At 70.3% G+C, this 15,324-nt stretch carries 14 protein-coding genes; 4 read left to right on the forward strand and 10 right to left on the reverse strand.

Annotated elements, in window-relative coordinates; genetic code table 11:
• Positions 1–10: 10 nt before the first annotated feature.
• The gene (locus tag G408_RS0101170) at positions 11–1,168 is read right to left on the reverse strand and encodes an efflux RND transporter periplasmic adaptor subunit (RefSeq protein WP_028769598.1); all 1,158 of its coding nucleotides are present in this window, start codon (positions 1,166–1,168) and stop codon (positions 11–13) included.
• Positions 1,169–1,388: 220 nt separating this feature from the next.
• Here G408_RS0101170 and G408_RS0101175 point away from each other — a divergent pair, with 220 nt between their 5' ends.
• Together G408_RS0101175 and G408_RS0101180 are read left to right on the forward strand one after the other, a co-directional pair.
• Positions 1,389–1,667 (forward strand): c-type cytochrome, encoded by a 279-nt coding sequence (locus G408_RS0101175; RefSeq protein ID WP_028769599.1) that lies wholly within the window; start codon positions 1,389–1,391, stop codon positions 1,665–1,667.
• A 17-nt stretch (positions 1,668–1,684) separates the two neighbouring features.
• Positions 1,685–2,068 carry a c-type cytochrome gene (locus tag G408_RS0101180; RefSeq protein WP_028769600.1) on the forward strand — a complete coding sequence of 128 codons (384 nt, stop codon included), beginning with the start codon at positions 1,685–1,687 and terminating at the stop codon, positions 2,066–2,068.
• A 17-nt stretch (positions 2,069–2,085) separates the two neighbouring features.
• On the opposite strand, the gene G408_RS0101185 is transcribed toward G408_RS0101180, so the two are convergent.
• Together G408_RS0101185 and G408_RS0101190 are read right to left on the reverse strand one after the other, a co-directional pair.
• Complete coding sequence (locus G408_RS0101185; RefSeq protein ID WP_156890022.1) at positions 2,086–2,937, reverse strand: hypothetical protein; 852 nt, start codon at positions 2,935–2,937, stop codon at positions 2,086–2,088.
• 157 nt (positions 2,938–3,094) lie between these two features.
• Entirely contained in the window at positions 3,095–3,679 is a 585-nt protein-coding gene (locus tag G408_RS0101190; protein ID WP_028769602.1) for an NfuA family Fe-S biogenesis protein, read from the reverse strand.
• Between the two features lie 36 nt (positions 3,680–3,715).
• On the opposite strand from G408_RS0101190, the gene G408_RS0101195 reads away from it, so the two are divergent.
• On the forward strand, positions 3,716–4,066 hold the full coding sequence (locus G408_RS0101195; protein WP_028769603.1) for a 4a-hydroxytetrahydrobiopterin dehydratase: 351 nt from the start codon (positions 3,716–3,718) through the stop codon (positions 4,064–4,066).
• A gap of 33 nt (positions 4,067–4,099) precedes the next feature.
• Here G408_RS0101195 and G408_RS0101200 read toward each other — a convergent pair whose 3' ends face one another.
• Complete coding sequence (locus tag G408_RS0101200) at positions 4,100–5,089, reverse strand: RluA family pseudouridine synthase (protein WP_425423329.1); 990 nt, start codon at positions 5,087–5,089, stop codon at positions 4,100–4,102.
• Positions 5,090–5,452: 363 nt separating this feature from the next.
• Between G408_RS0101200 and G408_RS12505 the strand changes: the two genes are divergently transcribed.
• Entirely contained in the window at positions 5,453–8,248 is a 2,796-nt protein-coding gene (locus G408_RS12505; RefSeq protein WP_084628001.1) for an Rne/Rng family ribonuclease, read from the forward strand.
• Between the two features lie 69 nt (positions 8,249–8,317).
• Here G408_RS12505 and argH read toward each other — a convergent pair whose 3' ends face one another.
• The 6 genes from argH to G408_RS0101235 form a co-directional block, all read right to left on the reverse strand.
• Positions 8,318–9,613 (reverse strand): argininosuccinate lyase, encoded by a 1,296-nt coding sequence (gene argH / locus G408_RS0101210; RefSeq protein WP_028769605.1) that lies wholly within the window; start codon positions 9,611–9,613, stop codon positions 8,318–8,320.
• Positions 9,610–10,566, reverse strand: coding sequence for an N-acetyl-gamma-glutamyl-phosphate reductase (argC, locus tag G408_RS0101215; protein WP_028769606.1), 957 nt, complete (start codon positions 10,564–10,566; stop codon positions 9,610–9,612). Before argC ends, argH begins: the two co-directional genes overlap by 4 nt.
• Positions 10,563–11,882, reverse strand: a complete 1,320-nt coding sequence (locus G408_RS0101220) for an acetylglutamate kinase (RefSeq protein ID WP_028769607.1) — start codon at positions 11,880–11,882, stop codon at positions 10,563–10,565. Before G408_RS0101220 ends, argC begins: the two co-directional genes overlap by 4 nt.
• Positions 11,875–12,975, reverse strand: a complete 1,101-nt coding sequence (locus tag G408_RS0101225) for an acetylornithine deacetylase (RefSeq protein ID WP_028769608.1) — start codon at positions 12,973–12,975, stop codon at positions 11,875–11,877. The genes G408_RS0101220 and G408_RS0101225 overlap by 8 nt, the downstream gene beginning before the upstream one ends.
• Positions 12,972–14,162 carry an argininosuccinate synthase gene (locus G408_RS0101230; RefSeq protein ID WP_028769609.1) on the reverse strand — a complete coding sequence of 397 codons (1,191 nt, stop codon included), beginning with the start codon at positions 14,160–14,162 and terminating at the stop codon, positions 12,972–12,974. The genes G408_RS0101225 and G408_RS0101230 overlap by 4 nt, the downstream gene beginning before the upstream one ends.
• 115 nt (positions 14,163–14,277) lie before the next feature.
• A complete protein-coding gene (locus tag G408_RS0101235; RefSeq protein ID WP_037411709.1) occupies positions 14,278–15,288 on the reverse strand; it encodes an N-acetylornithine carbamoyltransferase in 1,011 nt (336 codons plus the stop codon).
• Positions 15,289–15,324: the final 36 nt, after the last annotated feature.

The raw sequence follows: 15,324 nt of genomic DNA on the forward strand, positions 1-15,324 counted from the left end.
GGCAAGGGCCTCAGGGCGTGGTGGCGTCGCTGCCGGCCACGGCCCCCTTGGCCGCCAGTGCCGCGGCGTTCAGCACCTCCACCGGCACTCCGTCGCGTACCGCGATGCGGCCCTGGGTGACCACCGGCTCGCCCGGCGCCAGGCCTTCCAGCACCTCGGCATACTCGCCATTCACGTAGCCGAGGCGCAGCACGCGCCGCTCGGCCCTGCCGTCCTTCACCACGAACACCGCCGATTCACCGGCCGATTCCGCCAGCGCCTCGCGCGGCACCGTCAGCGCGGCCTCGCGCTCGTCATAGACGATGGCAAGCCGGCCGAACATGCCGGGGCGCAGCTGCGGCTGGTCGCGGAACACCCCGACCACACGGAAGGTGCCGGTCTGCGAATCGACCACCGGGCTCACCCGGTCCACCACACCCTCGAAGGCCTGTCCGGGCAGGGCGTCCACCGCCATGCGGATCGGCAGCCCCGGGCGCATGGTGGCGAGCTCACGCTCCGGCACGTTGAGCACGGCCTCGAGCCGCGAGTTGTCGACGATGCGGTAGAGCGGCGCATTCACCGTGATCAGGTTGCCCGGCTTGGCCAGGCGCTGCGCCACCACGCCGGAGATCGGCGCGGTGATGGTGGTGTAGCTCAGCTCCAGTTTCGCCAGCTCATAGGCCGCCTTGGCCGACTCATACTCGTAGCGCAGCTGTTCGTTGGCCTCGGCGCTCACCAGCTTGCGCTCGAACAGTTCCTTCGAACGGGCAAAGTTGCTTTCCAGCCGGCGCAACGTGGCCTCGGCACGCGCCAGCTCCAGCCGCGGCCGCTCGGGGTCGAGCTGGGCCAGCACCTGCCCGGCCCGCACCGGGTCGCCCTCTTCCACGAACACGCGCAGCAGCACGCCGCTGGTCTTGGCGACCACCTGGGCATCGGCCGGCACCTCGAGGTTGGCCGTGCCGGTGTAACGGGCAGCGATGCGGCGCGTGGTGGCGGGCACCACCTCGACCGGCACCGGATCGGCCGCCCCCGGCTTCCCTCCCGGGCGCCCGGAGCGGGTCTCGCCTGCCGCCTCGCCCGCGGCTTCCTCCTTCCCCCCCTTCGCGCAGGCCGCGAGCACCAGGGAGAGGCCCAGTGCGGCAGCGAGCAGCAGGCGGGAAGACGTGGCAGGACGGACGGAACGGTTCATGATCGGGTCAGGTGTGCTGGTTTGATACAACACTAATCCCCACCCTGCCCGGGCCGCATATGCCAAGAGTCAGCATGACCTCGTGCCGGGGCCGTGAGGAACGCAGGCTGTCGCAGCGCGGCGGGCGGCGGCTATACTCCCGCCGCGACTTCCCACCCTTTCCCTGGATCGTCTGATGCGTCGACTCCTGCCCGCCTTCACCGGCGCCGCGCTTGCGCTGCTGCTGTCCCCGGCCCAGGCCGCCGGCAATGCCGAGAACGGCAAGACCCTCGCCTACACCTGCGCGGGCTGCCATGGCATTCCCGACTACAAGAATGCCTACCCGAGCTACCGCGTGCCGAAGATCGCCGGCCAGAACGAAGGCTATCTGCTGAACGCCCTCAAGGCCTACCGCAACGGCGACCGCCAGCACCCGACCATGTCGGCGCAGGCCAGCAGCTTCTCCGAGCAGGATCTGGCCGACCTCGCGGCCTACCTCGCCTCCCGCAAGGCCCAGTGAGCAAGGAACCGCGCCCCATGAGCCAGAAGATCCTCGTCCTCGCCCTCGCCACCCTGTTCGCCGGCAGCGCGCTCGCCGTGGGCGGCCCGCGCGGCAATGCCGCCGCCGGCCAGCAGCGTTTCGAGGCCACCCCGGAAGGCGGCCAGAGCTGCGCCAGCTGCCATCTCGAGGGGGGCAGCAAGTCGATCGACGGCAACACGCCCCTGCTCGCCGGCCAGTACGCCGACTATCTCGAAAAAGCGCTGAAGGACTACCGTTCCGGCGCCCGCGTCAACGTGCTGATGAATGCCCAGGTCGGTCCCGAGGGCACCAACCAGCTGAGCGATGCCGACATCGCCAACATCGCCGCCTATCTTGCGGCGCAGCGCGAGGCGGTGCAGGTCTACAAGTACTCGCGCTGATCCGGCCGTACAGGCCCTCAGCGCTCGACGGGAAGCCCGGCCTCGCGCCGGGCTTCTCCGTTTCCGGTGCACAGCGCCGAGAGACGCTCCAGCAGGTGCAGCAGGGACTCCTCGTCGGCGGCATTGGCGAGCTGCGCCCGAAGTTCCGCGCACTGCACCCGGGTGGAGCGCTCCCAGGGCGCGGGTGGAGGACGCTCGACGATCACGCCGCTGCCGGCATTGCGGAGGATCCGGCATTCGCCGCCCAGGCCGGCGAGACTGCCGCGGCATACCAGGTTGAACTTCGGATTGAGCGGCACGCTCACCTCGCCCGAGGTGGCCTCGATCAATGTCCCCAGCCATTCGTCCAGGAGAGTGGCATCGCCCCGCCAGGCCTTGGCGAAACGTGTCGTCCGAGGTTCCAGGGCAGGCGGGCGGTAGAACACGTCGTCCTCGCTGCCGTCGCCCGGGGTGTGGAAGTCCGCCGTCGCGGCCTTGGGCCCGCCGCCGTAGAGCGGCTCGTAGGGCAGCTGCGGCCGCGCCATGCCGTCGTGCGCCCGCAGTCCCTGCCCGGGACGCAGGGCACCAGGATCTCCCGCGGCGTCGGCGGTCCCGGGGGCCTGCACTGGCGGCGATGCGACGCTGCGCACCAGTGCCGCCGGCACGCGCGTGCGTCGCTCTGGCCGCGAACGGGCCGCAGGACGGCCCGCGCCGGTGCTGACCACCGGAAGGGCTGGAGCACTGCGCGGTGGCGGCTCGTCCCATGGCCCGATCTCGACGGCCACCCAGTCGTCCCCCGGGACCGGATCGACCACCGCCTGCCCCGCAGGCTCCGGCGGCAGGGGGCGGGTGAGCAGCAGCAGCGCACCGGCATGCAGGCCGAGTGTCACGGCCAGGGCAATGCTGCGCCTGAAAGAGAACGTCCTGCCCTCGTCCCGCATGCCGCCTCGCCGTGATTCGAAAGCGGCGATGCTGGCGAGCCGCCTCGTAAGCCCGGGTTAAAGTCCCTGCCCCGCCGCGCCGCCCGTTCAGCGGGCGGATGGCTGCTCAGCGGGGGATGTAGGGGGCATCACCGGTGCTGTGGTCGGTGGCGTCGCGCACCGCGCGGATCTCCGGCAGCCTGGCCATCAGCGTCTTCTCGATGCCCTGCTTGAGCGTGACATCGGCCATGCCGCAGCCATGGCAGCCACCGCCGAAGCGCAGCAGCACCACATTGTCGGCGGTGATGGAATCGAGCCGGACATGGCCCTTGTGTGCCGCGAGCTGCGGGTTGATCTCGTTGTCCAGCAGCCAGCGCACCCGCTCCGGCAGGCTGGCGCCCTCGGCCGGGGCCTGCCCCTTGAGCCGCGGCGCACGGATGTTGAGTTCGCCCCCGGTGGCATGGCGGCGGTAATCGATCTCCGCGCCCTCGAGGTAACGGGCGCTGTCGCCGTCCACGAACAGGGTGAAGCCCTCGCAGTCCACCGCCCATTCGTTGCCATCGAGGTCGCCCCGCTCGGCGAACTCGAGCCGCACATCGGCACGCGGCGTGCCGGCATGCAGGGCCGAGAGCCGGATGCCGATGGCATCGCCCCCCTGGGTCTGCAGCAAATGGCGGAAATGGGTCTGGGCGGATTCGGTGATCTGGATCATGGCCGCTATTCTAGGCGCCCTCGACCGGAGACCGACATGAAGACCTTCGACGACCTCTGCCGCGCCCGCTGCACCCCGCTCCGCGGCCTCGAGCACCAGTTGCCGAACGAACGCGTGGCCGAGCTGCTCGCCCTGCTGCCCGAGGGCTGGATGCGCATCGAGGACGGCAAGGCCATCCACAAGACCTTCCGCTTCGACGACTACTACCGGACGATGGCCTTCGTGAACGCCCTGGCCTTCGTGGCCCATGCCGAGGACCACCATCCCGACCTCGGCGTGCACTACAACCGCTGCGTGGTGCGCTACTCCACCCACGACGTGGGCGGGCTCTCGCTCAACGACTTCATCTGCGCGGCCAAGGCCGAGGCCCTGCTGCAGGGCGGCTGAGCCAGGGCCCCGGCGCGGCGGGCATCCGGAGGTTCAGGCCAGGCGGTCGAGCACCGTCCGCAGTTCCTCGCCCAGCGGCGCCGTCACGAGATAGGGTTTCGCCCCCCCCTCGAGCGCGAACTCCATCGAGGCGGCATGCAGGAACAGGCGCTTCAGCCCGGCCTGCTCGGCCAGCCGCCTGTTGGCCTCCCGGTCGCCGTACTTCGGATCGCCCGCCACCGGATGCCCGATATGGGCCGCATGCACGCGGATCTGGTGGGTGCGCCCGGTCTCGATGCGGATCTCGCAGAAGCTGTGGCCGCCGCGTCGCTCCAGCACCCGGATGTGGCTCACCGAGGGCTTGCCCGCCGGATCGACCCGCACCATGCGCTCGCCCCCCTGCAGCACCGACTTCCTGAGCGGGGCATCGACGGTGAGCGTGCCATCCGGCACCCGACCGACCAGCAGGGCGAGGTAGCGCTTGCCCGGGCCTTCGTCGTCCTCCCCGCCGCGCATCAGGGCCTGCAGTTCCAGCAGGGCCGAGCGCTTCTTCGCCAGCACGATGACGCCCGAGGTATCGCGGTCGAGGCGGTGCACGAGTTCGAGCGTCTGCCCCGGCCGCAGGGCGCGCAGGCCCTCGATCACCCCGAAGCCCACCCCCGATCCACCGTGCGCGGCAATCCCGGCGGGCTTGTTGAGGACGAGGATGGCCCGGTCCTCGAAGACGATGCTGGCCGCCAGCCGGTCCAAAAGGCCGCGGGGGGGCGCCTTGGCCTCGCCCTCCGGGGCGAGCCGCACCGGCGGGATGCGCACCTCGTCGCCGCCGCTCAGCCGGGTCTCGGGCCTGGCGCGGCCCCCGTTCACCCGCACCTGGCCCGAGCGCACGATCTTGTAGACGACCGAACGCGGCGCCCCCTTGAGCTGGCCGAGCAGGAAGTTGTCGAGACGCTGGCCGTCGCGGTCGTCCGGAACCCGGACGAGACGCACGCCGCCTGAAGGCTCATTCATGGGCGAAACCGATGGGCTGGGCGGGCCGGGGCGCATCTGTTAAAGTCCGCGCGCAGGCTAAGGTTCTGATTCGCTTGGGAGTTGGCCGAAAGCCCCCTCCCGGGAGTTCCCGCCGAAACGCGACCACGCCCCACGGGGGCGATCATGTTAGCGACTTTCGCGCGGGCAAACCCGCCCCTGCCCATCTGCCCCGAGGGTCAGCCCGACGGCCAGGCGGCTAGCACCGGTGCCGTCCCCGCGGGGGCGGGGGCCGGAACCATGGAATACCAAGTAGCGCTCCCGCGGGCCCGGCCCGACGGTCCGACGCGCTGGACAAGGTGCCAGGCGCTGCCCCGCAGCGCCGGATGACGGGCCCCGAGCCGGCGTTCCTCGCGGTAGAGCGCGTGAGGAACCTGAACAATGAAGCGGATGCTGATCAATGCCACGCAGGCCGAAGAACTGCGCGTGGCGATCGTGGACGGGCAGACCCTGTACGACATCGACATCGAGCAGTCGGCCAAGGAACAGCGCAAGTCCAACATCTACAAGGGCCGCATCACCCGCCTCGAACCCTCCCTCGAGGCCGCCTTCGTCGAGTACGGCGTCGAGCGCCACGGCTTCCTGCCGCTGAAGGAGATCGCCCGCGAGTACTTCCAGCCCGGCACCCACCCCGACAAGAACTCGATCAGGGAATGCCTGCGCGAGGGCCAGGAGGTGGTGGTGCAGGTGGACAAGGAGGAGCGCGGCAACAAGGGCGCCGCCCTCACCACCTTCATCTCGCTGGCCGGCCGCTACATGGTGCTGATGCCGAACTCGCCGAACGCCGGCGGGGTGTCGCGCCGCATCGAGGGCGAGGACCGGCAGGCCCTGAAGGAGGCCCTCGATGCCATCAGCATCCCCGAGGACATGGGGGTCATCATCCGCACCGCCGGTGTCGGCCGCGATGCCGAGGAACTGCAGTGGGACCTCAACTACCTGCTGCAGGTCTGGCGCGCCATCTGCGAGGCCGCGCTCTCGAAGCCGGCGCCCTTCCTGATCTACCAGGAATCGCGGCTGATCGTGCGCGCCCTGCGCGACTACCTGCGCAACGACATCGGCGAGATCCTCGTCGATACCGAGCCGATGTACGAAGAAGCGCGTGAGTTCATGCAGCAGGTGATGCCGAACGCCCTGCGCAAGCTCAAGCTCTACAAAGACCCGATCCCGCTGTTCAACCGCTTCCAGATCGAGTCGCAGATCGAGAACGCCTACGAGCGTAACGTGCGCCTGCCCTCGGGCGGCGCCCTGGTGATCGACCAGACCGAGGCCCTCACCGCCATCGACGTGAACTCGGCCCGTGCCACCAAGGGCGGCGACATCGAGGAGACGGCCCTGCAGACCAACCTCGAGGCGGCCGACGAGGTGGCAAGGCAGCTGCGCCTGCGCGACCTCGGCGGCCTCGTGGTCATCGACTTCATCGACATGGGCTCGAGCAAGGCCCAGCGCCAGGTCGAGGAGCGCCTCGCCCAGGCCCTGAAGCACGACCGCGCCCGGGTGCAGATCGGCCGCATCTCGCGCTTCGGCCTGCTGGAGATGAGCCGCCAGCGCCTGCGCCCCAGCCTCGGGGAGAGCAGCCAGATGGTCTGCCCGCGCTGCAGCGGCCATGGCCGGGTGCGCAGCGTCGAATCGCTGTCGCTCTCCATCCTGCGCGTGGTGGAAGAGCATGCGATGAAGGAGAACACCGGCCAGGTGCTGGTGCAGGTGCCCGCGCAGATCGCCAACTACCTCTCGAACGAGAAGCGCCGCGCCCTGATCGAGATCGAGCAGCGCCACGACGCCCCGATCGTCATCGTCGCCGATCCCTCGCTGGAGACGCCGCATTACAACGTGGTACGCATCCGCGAGAGCGAGCTGGGCGAGGAGAGCTCGCGCCCCAGCTACCAGCGCACCGTGCCGCGCCGCCTCGAGGTGCATGCCCTCACCAAGAACCAGCTCAACATCCCGCCCGCGCCGGCAGTGACCAAGGTGCAGCCGGCGCAGCCGATGCCGAGCCGCCCGGTGCAGACCTTCGAGGGCGAGGAGGCCGCTGCCCCCGCTCCGGCCGCGGCGCCGCCGTCCGCAGCCCCGGCCCCGGCCTCGGCAAAGCGGGGCTTCTGGAGCCGCCTGCTCTCGGTCTTCACCGGCGATGCCGGCGAAGCCCCCGCCACGCCGGCGGCCCCGCCAGCCGGCGAGTCCCAGACCGGGCGGCCCAAGCGCGAGGAGCGTGGCAGCCGGACCGAGCGCGGCCCGCGCCAGGAACGCGGTGAACGCGGCCGCAAGGAGCGCAACGGCAAGCCCGAACGCAGCCCGGAAGAGCAGAAGCGCATCGAGGAGCAGCGCCGTCTGGAAGAACAGCGCCGGCTGGAAAAGCAGCAGCGCCGTGAAGAGCAGCAGCGCCGCGAGGCCGAGAAGGCCGAGGCGCGCAAGGCCGAACAGGCCCGCCGCCAGCAGGAGGCGCGCGAGCGCGCCGCTGCCGCACCGGCAGCCACCGCGGCCTCCACCCCGGCGGGTGAAACCGCAGCCTCCCCGGCCCCGTCTCCGGCCGCCAGCCCGGAAGCCGAGGGCATGCCTCCCCAGGCCAGCACCACGGCGGCGGCCGAGGCCATGGCCGGCGAGGCCGGGACGGCGGAGGGCAGCAGCGAAGCCCAGGCCAGCGGCAAGCGCCGGCGTGGCCGCCGGGGCGGCCGCCGCCGTCGCCGCGGCAATGGCGAAGGCGCCACGGCCGAGGGGGCGCTGGCGACCGCGCTGCACGAGGACGAGGACGGCGCCGAGGAAGACGAAGGCCAGGCCGAGGCGCTGCGTCCGGCCAGCCTGCCGGCGGCCGCTGCCGCCGTGCTGACGGTGGCCGAGAGCGATTTCGAGGACCTGCCGCCGCCTGCGGCCACCGCGGCCCCGGTGGAACCGGCTCCGGCTCCCGTGGTGGCCCCTGCTCCGGCGGAACCGGCCCCGGCCGCCATTCCCGCGGAACCGCCGGCCCCTGCCACGGAGGAGGCGGCCACCGCCCCGGCCAGCCTGGAGGCCGCGGCCCCTGCGGCGCTGCCGCGGCAGGCCGACCTGCTCGGCGCCCTCGCCCCCCTGCCGGAACCCGCGCCCGCACCGGCAGCCCAGGCCGCCGCCGAAGCGCCCCCGGCACCGCTGCCGGAAACGCCGGCCGCCACTCCCGAAACCTCCGGCGAAACCACGCCGCCGCGTCCCTGAGCCATCCCCCCTGCCCCGTGCCTGAGCACGGGCAGGGGCAGTCCAGGGCAATGGAAGCAGCGCTGGCCTTCAGCCCTGCTTCATCGCTTCCCAGCGGGCGGCCAGCACGCCGAGCTGCAGGTCGCCCGCCGCGCCCGGCGAGGTGCGTGCCCTCAGGCTGGCCTGCGGGTCGCGCTCGGCCCAGCGCGCCGGGTTCGCCGCCTCGCGGTAGGCGTCGCGGAAGGGCTGGCCCGAGGCCGCCAGCTCCACGGCGAGATCGGTGGCGTACATCGACGGCTCGATGGCCGCGCGCATGCGGTCCTCGATCCACAGCAGCTCGCGCAGCAGGCCGGGCAGCAGGCCAAGCGCCGCCAGCCCGCGGCCGAAGCCATGCACCAGTGCGCCCTTGGAGAACTGCAGGTCGCGGTGGTAGCCCGACGGCAGGCTGAGCAGCTGTTCTACCTCGATCTTGGCCGCGGCCACCGAGGCGTAAGCGCCGCGCATCAGTTCCACCACGTCGGGATTGCGCTTGTTCGGCATCAGCGAGCTGCCGGTGGTGTACTTCGCCGGCAGGCTGACGAAACGGAACTCGGCGCTGGTGAACAGCGAGAGGTCCCAGGCCAGGCGGCGCAGGTCGAGCAGGGCCGAGCCCAGGGCCTCCAGCGCCGCCAGTTCGAACTTGCCGCGCGAGAGCTGGGCGTAGGTGGCGGCCACCTGCAGGCGGCCGAAGCCGAGCGCCGCGGTGGTGTGGTCGCGGTCGAGCGGCAGGTTCACCCCGTAGCCCGCGGCCGAGCCGAGCGGATTGGCATCGATCCAGCGGGTGGTGGCGCGCAGGCGCTCGGCATCATCGAGGAAGGCCTCGGCGAAGCCCGCCCACCACATCGCCGCGCTGCTCACCATGGCCCGCTGCAGATGCGTATAGCCCGGCAGCGGCAGGTGCTGCTCGCGCTCGGCGCGCAGCAGGGCCACTTCCACCACCTCGAGGCAGAGCGCCTCGGCATGCCGCAGGCGGTCGCGCAGCCACAGCCGCGAGGCCACCAGCACCTGGTCATTGCGGCTGCGCCCGGTGTGGATCTTCTTGCCGACATCACCCAGGCGCTCGATCAGCCGCGCCTCGATGGCCGAGTGCATGTCCTCGAAGGGCGCATCGAGCAGGAAGCGGCCTTCGGCCACGTCGGCATCCAGGCGCTCCAGTTCGGCCAGCAGGGAGGCGCATTCCCGCTCGTCGAGCACGCCGATGTTGCGCAGGCCCTCGGCATGGGCGGCGCTGGCGCGGATGTCGTAACGGATGAACTCGCGGTCGAGCACCACGTCGTCGCCAGCACAGAAGCGCTGGATGTCGGCATCGATGTCGATGCCCGGCTTGGCCCATAGCACGCCGCTCATGCGTCCTCCTGCGGGATACCCGAGGTCTCCGGCTGGCCGAAGGCCAGGTTGAGGTTCTGCAGGGCCTGCGTGGCTGCGCCCTTCAACAGGTTGTCGAGGGTAGCCACCACCACCATCCGCCGTCCATCCGCCGAGAGTGCCAGGCCACCGATCTCCACGCCGTGGCGGCCAGCGATCCGCGAGACCCAGGGCGCCTCGTCCACCAGCCGGACCAGGGGCTCGCCGGCATAGGCCGCGGCATAGCGCGCCCGCAGGGCATCGAGGCCGATGGAGGTGTGCAGATGCGCGTTGACCGTCATCGTGATGCCGCGGAAATGCGGCGCCACGTGCGGCAGGAACTCCACGGCATGCCCGAGGTGGCGTGTCACCTCGCGCTCATGCACGTGGCCCACCAGCGAATAGGGCATGAGGTTGTCGCGCAATCTGGCCGGATCGTTCCGCTCGCTGGGCGTGGTGCCAGCACCGCTGTAGCCGGAGACACCGAAGCACTGGGCCGGTCCATCGAGGAGATCGAGCACCGGCGCCAGCGCCAGCTGCATGGCCGTGGCGTAGCAGCCCGGGTTGCTGATGCGCCTTGCGCCGGCGAGTGCGGCCCGGTTCCGCTCCGGCAGGCCATAGGCCCAGCCCGCATCGAAACGGAAATCGGCCGAGAGATCGACGAGGACCATGCCCGGGGCCATGGCCTCGACCGCGGCGACATAGGGAGCCGCCAGGCCATTGGGAAGCCCGAGCACCACCGCATCGACGCCGCTCGCCGCCACCGCCCCGGCATCGAGGGCGGAATAGCACAGGTCCCCACGGTAGGCCGGCTCGTGCCCGGACAGGGGTTGCCCGGCACGCTCGCGCGAGGAGACGAAAGCGATCTCGAAGGCCGGGTGCCGGGCCAGCAGGCGGATCAGTTCGCTGCCCACATGGCCCCGTGCGCCGATGAGGCCGATCCGGATCCGGCTCATGCCGCCGCCCCCAGCTTCAGGGTGGCGGGGCGGGTGCGGCAATGCTCGACGGCGAAGCGGATTTCGTCGAAATGCTCCAGCCCGTACCAGAACACCGTCCACGGATCGCCCTTCAGCGCACCATCGCTCTGCTCGAAATAGAACTCGTTGATCGGATTGGTGCTGCGCGAACGCCAGAACAGGCGTGGCGTCTCCGCCCGCATCACCTCCCAGGCGGCACGGCCGAGGCCCTCTCCCTTGGCGTCCTCGGCCACGGCGAACTTGTCGAGATGCGGAATGCCCTCCTCCTCGGTCAGCACGAGGGCCGCGCGGTAGTTCGCCGAGACATAGACCCGCCATGGCCGGGTGCGCTCGAAGTAATCCGCGGTCAGCGCCCGGCCAAAGCCGGATTCGATCAGGGCGCGAAGCCGTGGAAGATCGAGCGCTTCCCAGCACCGGTAGACATGGATCGCCTCGCCGCGACGCACCAGGGTGCCCGAGCCGCGGTGCGTGAACAGCTCCTTGGCGAGCTCGTCCGGCCGGGTGATCGACACCGACGAAGACGGCGGCAGGGCATCGAGGAGATCGGCGATCTGCTCGATCTTCACCCGCATCCCGCCGGTGAGCCAGGGCGCGGCCATCAGGCGTTCGCGCTCGGTACTGAGGTTGATCGAGTCGATCAGCCTGCCCTCCCCGTCCAGGAGGCCGCCGGTGCCGGTGAGGAAGATGATCTTGTAGGGCTGCAGGGTCTTCACCAGCTCGTTGGCGGCCCAGTCGGCATTGATGTTGACGATCTGGCCGTCCTTCGTCTCGCCGAGCGAGCAGATCACCGGGATGGAGTTGGCGTGGATCGCCGCCACCACGCCTTCGCGCTCGACCCGCACCACCTCGCCGACCAGGCCCAGGCGCTCGCGGTCGACGAGTTCGGCCTCGAACACGCCGGTCTGGATCGAGGTGGCGCGCACGCCGGCCTCCTGCAGGGCATCGACGAGGCGCAGGTTCTCGCGCACCAGCACGCGGCGCACCACGGCCAGCACCTCCGGCGGAGTCACCCGCAGACCATCCACCACCTGCTTCGGGATGCCCGCCGCCGCCATCTCCTCGTCGAGCTGTGGACCGGCGCCGTGGATCACCACCGGCGTCAGTCCTACCTGCTGGAGGAAGGACAGCGAGGATACGAGCGACTCCAGGTCGTCACGCAGAATGGCGCCGCCCACCTTCACCACGGCGAAGCGGGTGGCGTCCACGGCGCTGAAACGCTTCAGGTACTGCTGGATTTCCTTCGCGCTCGCCATGTTGGACAGCAGGCGGACGATGGTGGTGCGCAGGTCAGTCATGGCGGGAAAGCAGGCGGATCAGGTGGTCGGTGTAGGTAGCGAGCTGGTCGAGGGCGACCCACTCGTCGGCGGTGTGGGCCTGGGCGATGTCGCCGGGGCCGAACACGAAGGCCGTCATGCCGGCCTGCGAGAACAGGCTGGCCTCGGTCCAGAAGTCCACGGCATTGCCGATGGGCAGGCCGAGCCCATCGGCGAGATCGCGGGCGGCAAGCCGCTTCGATTCGGCCGCGGCCACGTCGCCGGCCGGCAGCGGAGGGCCGAAGAAGGTCGGCTCGTAGTGCGCCAGTGCGGCCGGATCGGCAAGGCTCCGGAAGTGCGCATGCAGATGCGCCGTGTCCATCGAGGGCAGCGGCCGGAAGCCGAAGCGCAGCTCGGCGCTCGGCGCGATCATGTTCGCCTTGATGCCGCCCTCGATGCGGCCGATGTTGAAGCGCAGGCCGGTAAGACCGCCAAAGCGCTGGTGCGCCTGCGATTCCACGAAGGCCAGCGCGGCTTCGCCCCAGTGGATGGCCTGGTGCAGGGCCGAGAGTTTCAGCGCATTCGCCGCCGAGGCATGGCCGGCCTGGCCCTGAAACTTCATCAGCACCGAGGCGATGCCGCGGTGCGCCAGCACCGCCTCGCAGTGCGTCGGTTCGGCCACGATGGCTTCGGAAAATCCGTGCCCCTGGGCAAGGAAGCCGGCGATGCAGCGGGCATCATTGGCCTCCTCGTCGGTGGTGAACAGAAAGGCCGCATCCCCGGTGGTGCAGGCCGCCGCCGTCAGCATGGCCGCCGCGGCGCCCTTGATGTCGCAGGCGCCAAGGCCGATGGCGCGGTCGGGCGTCACGCGCAAGACATGCGGGCTGGCCGTCCAGGCCGGGGAGTCCGGCACGGTGTCCATGTGCACGTTGAACAGACGGCGCGGGCTGCTGCGCACGGCCAGCAGGGCCACTGCGCCGGCGCCGAAGTCGGTGAGCTCGAAGCGGAAGCCCGGCAGGTTCGCCTTGAGGTAGTCGAACATTCCCCCCGTGCCGATGGCCCGCGGCGGATTGCGGGTATCGAAGCCGACCAGGGCCTCGAGGTGTGTCAGCGTGCTGGCAAGGGCCTCGCTCACCGGTTCACCTCGGCCCACAGCGTGCTGCTCATGCCATAAAGGCGGATGAAGCCCTCGGCCTCGGCCACGCCCCAGTCGGCGGCCTGCGCATAGGTCGCGCCCTTGGCATTGAGAATGTGCGGCGACTGGATGGCCACCGCATCCACCCGGCCGCCCTCGGTGCGCAGGGTCACGGTGCCGTTGACCATGCGCTGCGAGGAGGCGAGGAAGGCCTCGAGATCGGTCTTCAGCGGGTCGTGGAAGAAGCCCTCGTAGACCAGCTCGGTCCACTTGCGGCCGATCTCCGGCTTGAAGCGGTTCTGCTGCTTGGTCAGCACGGCCTCCTCCAGCGCCCGGTGCGCGGTGAGCAGGGCCACGAGGCCCGGAGCCTCGTAGATGATCCGGCCCTTGAGTCCGATGGTCGTATCGCCGGTGTAGAGCCCCCGGCCCACGCCATAGGGCGCCAGCGCCGCATTGAGCCGGGCCAGGATCACATGGCCCGGCAGGGCCTCGCCGTTCAGCGAGACCGCCTCGCCCTTCTCGAAGCCCAGCGTCAGCGCCAATGGCGTGGTCGGCCACTCGCTGCGCGGCGCGCACCAGCCCCTGGCGCCCGGGCCCGGCGCTTCCCAGCGGTCGATCTCGCCGCCGCTCATGGTCACGCCCAGCAGGTTCTCATTGATCGTGTAGCTCTTCTGCTTGGCGCGCACGCCAAAGCCGCGGGCCTCCAGATACGCCTGCTCGTAAGCGCGAACCTCCTTGTGCTCCTTCTGGATCTCGCGGATCGGCGCCACGATCTCGTAATCGCCCAGCGCCTTGATCGCGAGATCGAAGCGCACCTGGTCATTGCCCATGCCGGTGCAACCATGCGCGATGGCCCGGGTGCCCAGCTCGGCGCAACGCTTCAGCGCCGCCTCGACGATCAGATAACGGTCGGAGACCAGCAGCGGGTACTGGCCCTGATAGGGCTCGCCGGCCCAGATGAAGGGCTTGACGAAGCCGGCCCAGATGGCCGGACCGCCATCGACGGTGACGTGACTCGCCACCTTCAGCTCGTGGGCGCGCGCCTCGATCCAGGCCTTCTCCTTGGCATCCACGCCGCCGGTATCGGCGAACACGGTATGCACTTCCCAGCCGCGTTCCTGCAGGTAGGGCACACAGAAGCTGGTATCGAGGCCGCCGGAAAAGGCGAGGACGATTTTCTTGGTCATGGGCGTGGGGAGGAAAAAGTGGAGAGGAGAGAGAAAAGAGGGGAAAGGAGAGAGTGAGGGGAGTGGGGGCACGTATCGCAGGCCGGCGGCCTACGCCGACGCCTGCCCCCGCGGATCAGCCCCGCAAGAGACGGGCCATCACCGCTTTCTGCACGTGCAGTCGGTTCTCTGCCTCATCGATGGCGATGCAGTTCGGCGAATCCATCACCCCGTCGGTGGCCTTGACGTTGCGGCGCAACGGCAGGCAGTGCGAGAAGAGGCCTTTTCCGCCATCGCGGGTGAGCGCCATCTTCCGCTCATCGACGATGAAGTGCTTGTACTGGTCGCGCAGGGGTTTCTCCGCCTCCCAGTTACCGAAGAAAGGCAGGGCGCCCCAGCTCTTGGCATAGACCACGTCGGCATCCCGGTAGGCCGCGTCGATGTCATGCGAGACCGTGAGCGAACCGCCGCTCTCGGCCACGTTCTGCCTCGCCCAGTCCATGTAGCGCTCGTCGAGCAGGTACTGCTGGTTCGGGCACAGCAGGGTCACGTCCATGCCGAGCCGCGTGGCGATGGTGAGGGCCGAGTTGGCCACGGCGGTGTTCAGGGCCTTGGGGTGGTAGGTCCAGGTCAGCACGTACTTGCGGCCGCGCAGGTCCTTGCCGAAGCGCTCGCGCAAGGCCAGGGCATGCGCCAGTTCCTGGCAGGGGTGGGTGATGGTCTCGAGGTTGATCACCGGCACCGTGGCGTACTTCGCGAAGCCCATCAGCACCCGGTCCTGCCGGTCCACCGACCAGTCGACGAACTTCGGGAAGGCGCGCACGCCGATCAGGTCGACGTAGCGGGAGAGCACCCGCGCCACCTCGGCGATGTGCTCCTCGGCCTCCCCGTCCATCACCGTGCCCAGCTCGAACTCGATCGGCCAGGCATCCTTGCCCGGCGCCAGCACCACGGCATGCCCCCCCAGCTGGCGGGCCCCGATCTCGAAGCTGGTGCGGGTGCGCAGCGAGGGGTTGAAGAACACCAGGGCGATGCTCTTGCCGGCCATCTGCTGGCCGAACTTCGAGGCCTTGAAGGCCGCGGCCTCGTCGAGCAGGGCATCGAGCTCGGCGCGGGACCAGTCCTGGGTGTTCAGGAAGTGCTTCATCGGGTGGGGCTCCAGGGGTATCGGATCGAGGGGCAA

Origin of the sequence: Silanimonas lenta DSM 16282 (assembly GCF_000429065.1) — a bacterium.
Classification (GTDB): domain Bacteria; phylum Pseudomonadota; class Gammaproteobacteria; order Xanthomonadales; family Xanthomonadaceae; genus Silanimonas; species Silanimonas lenta.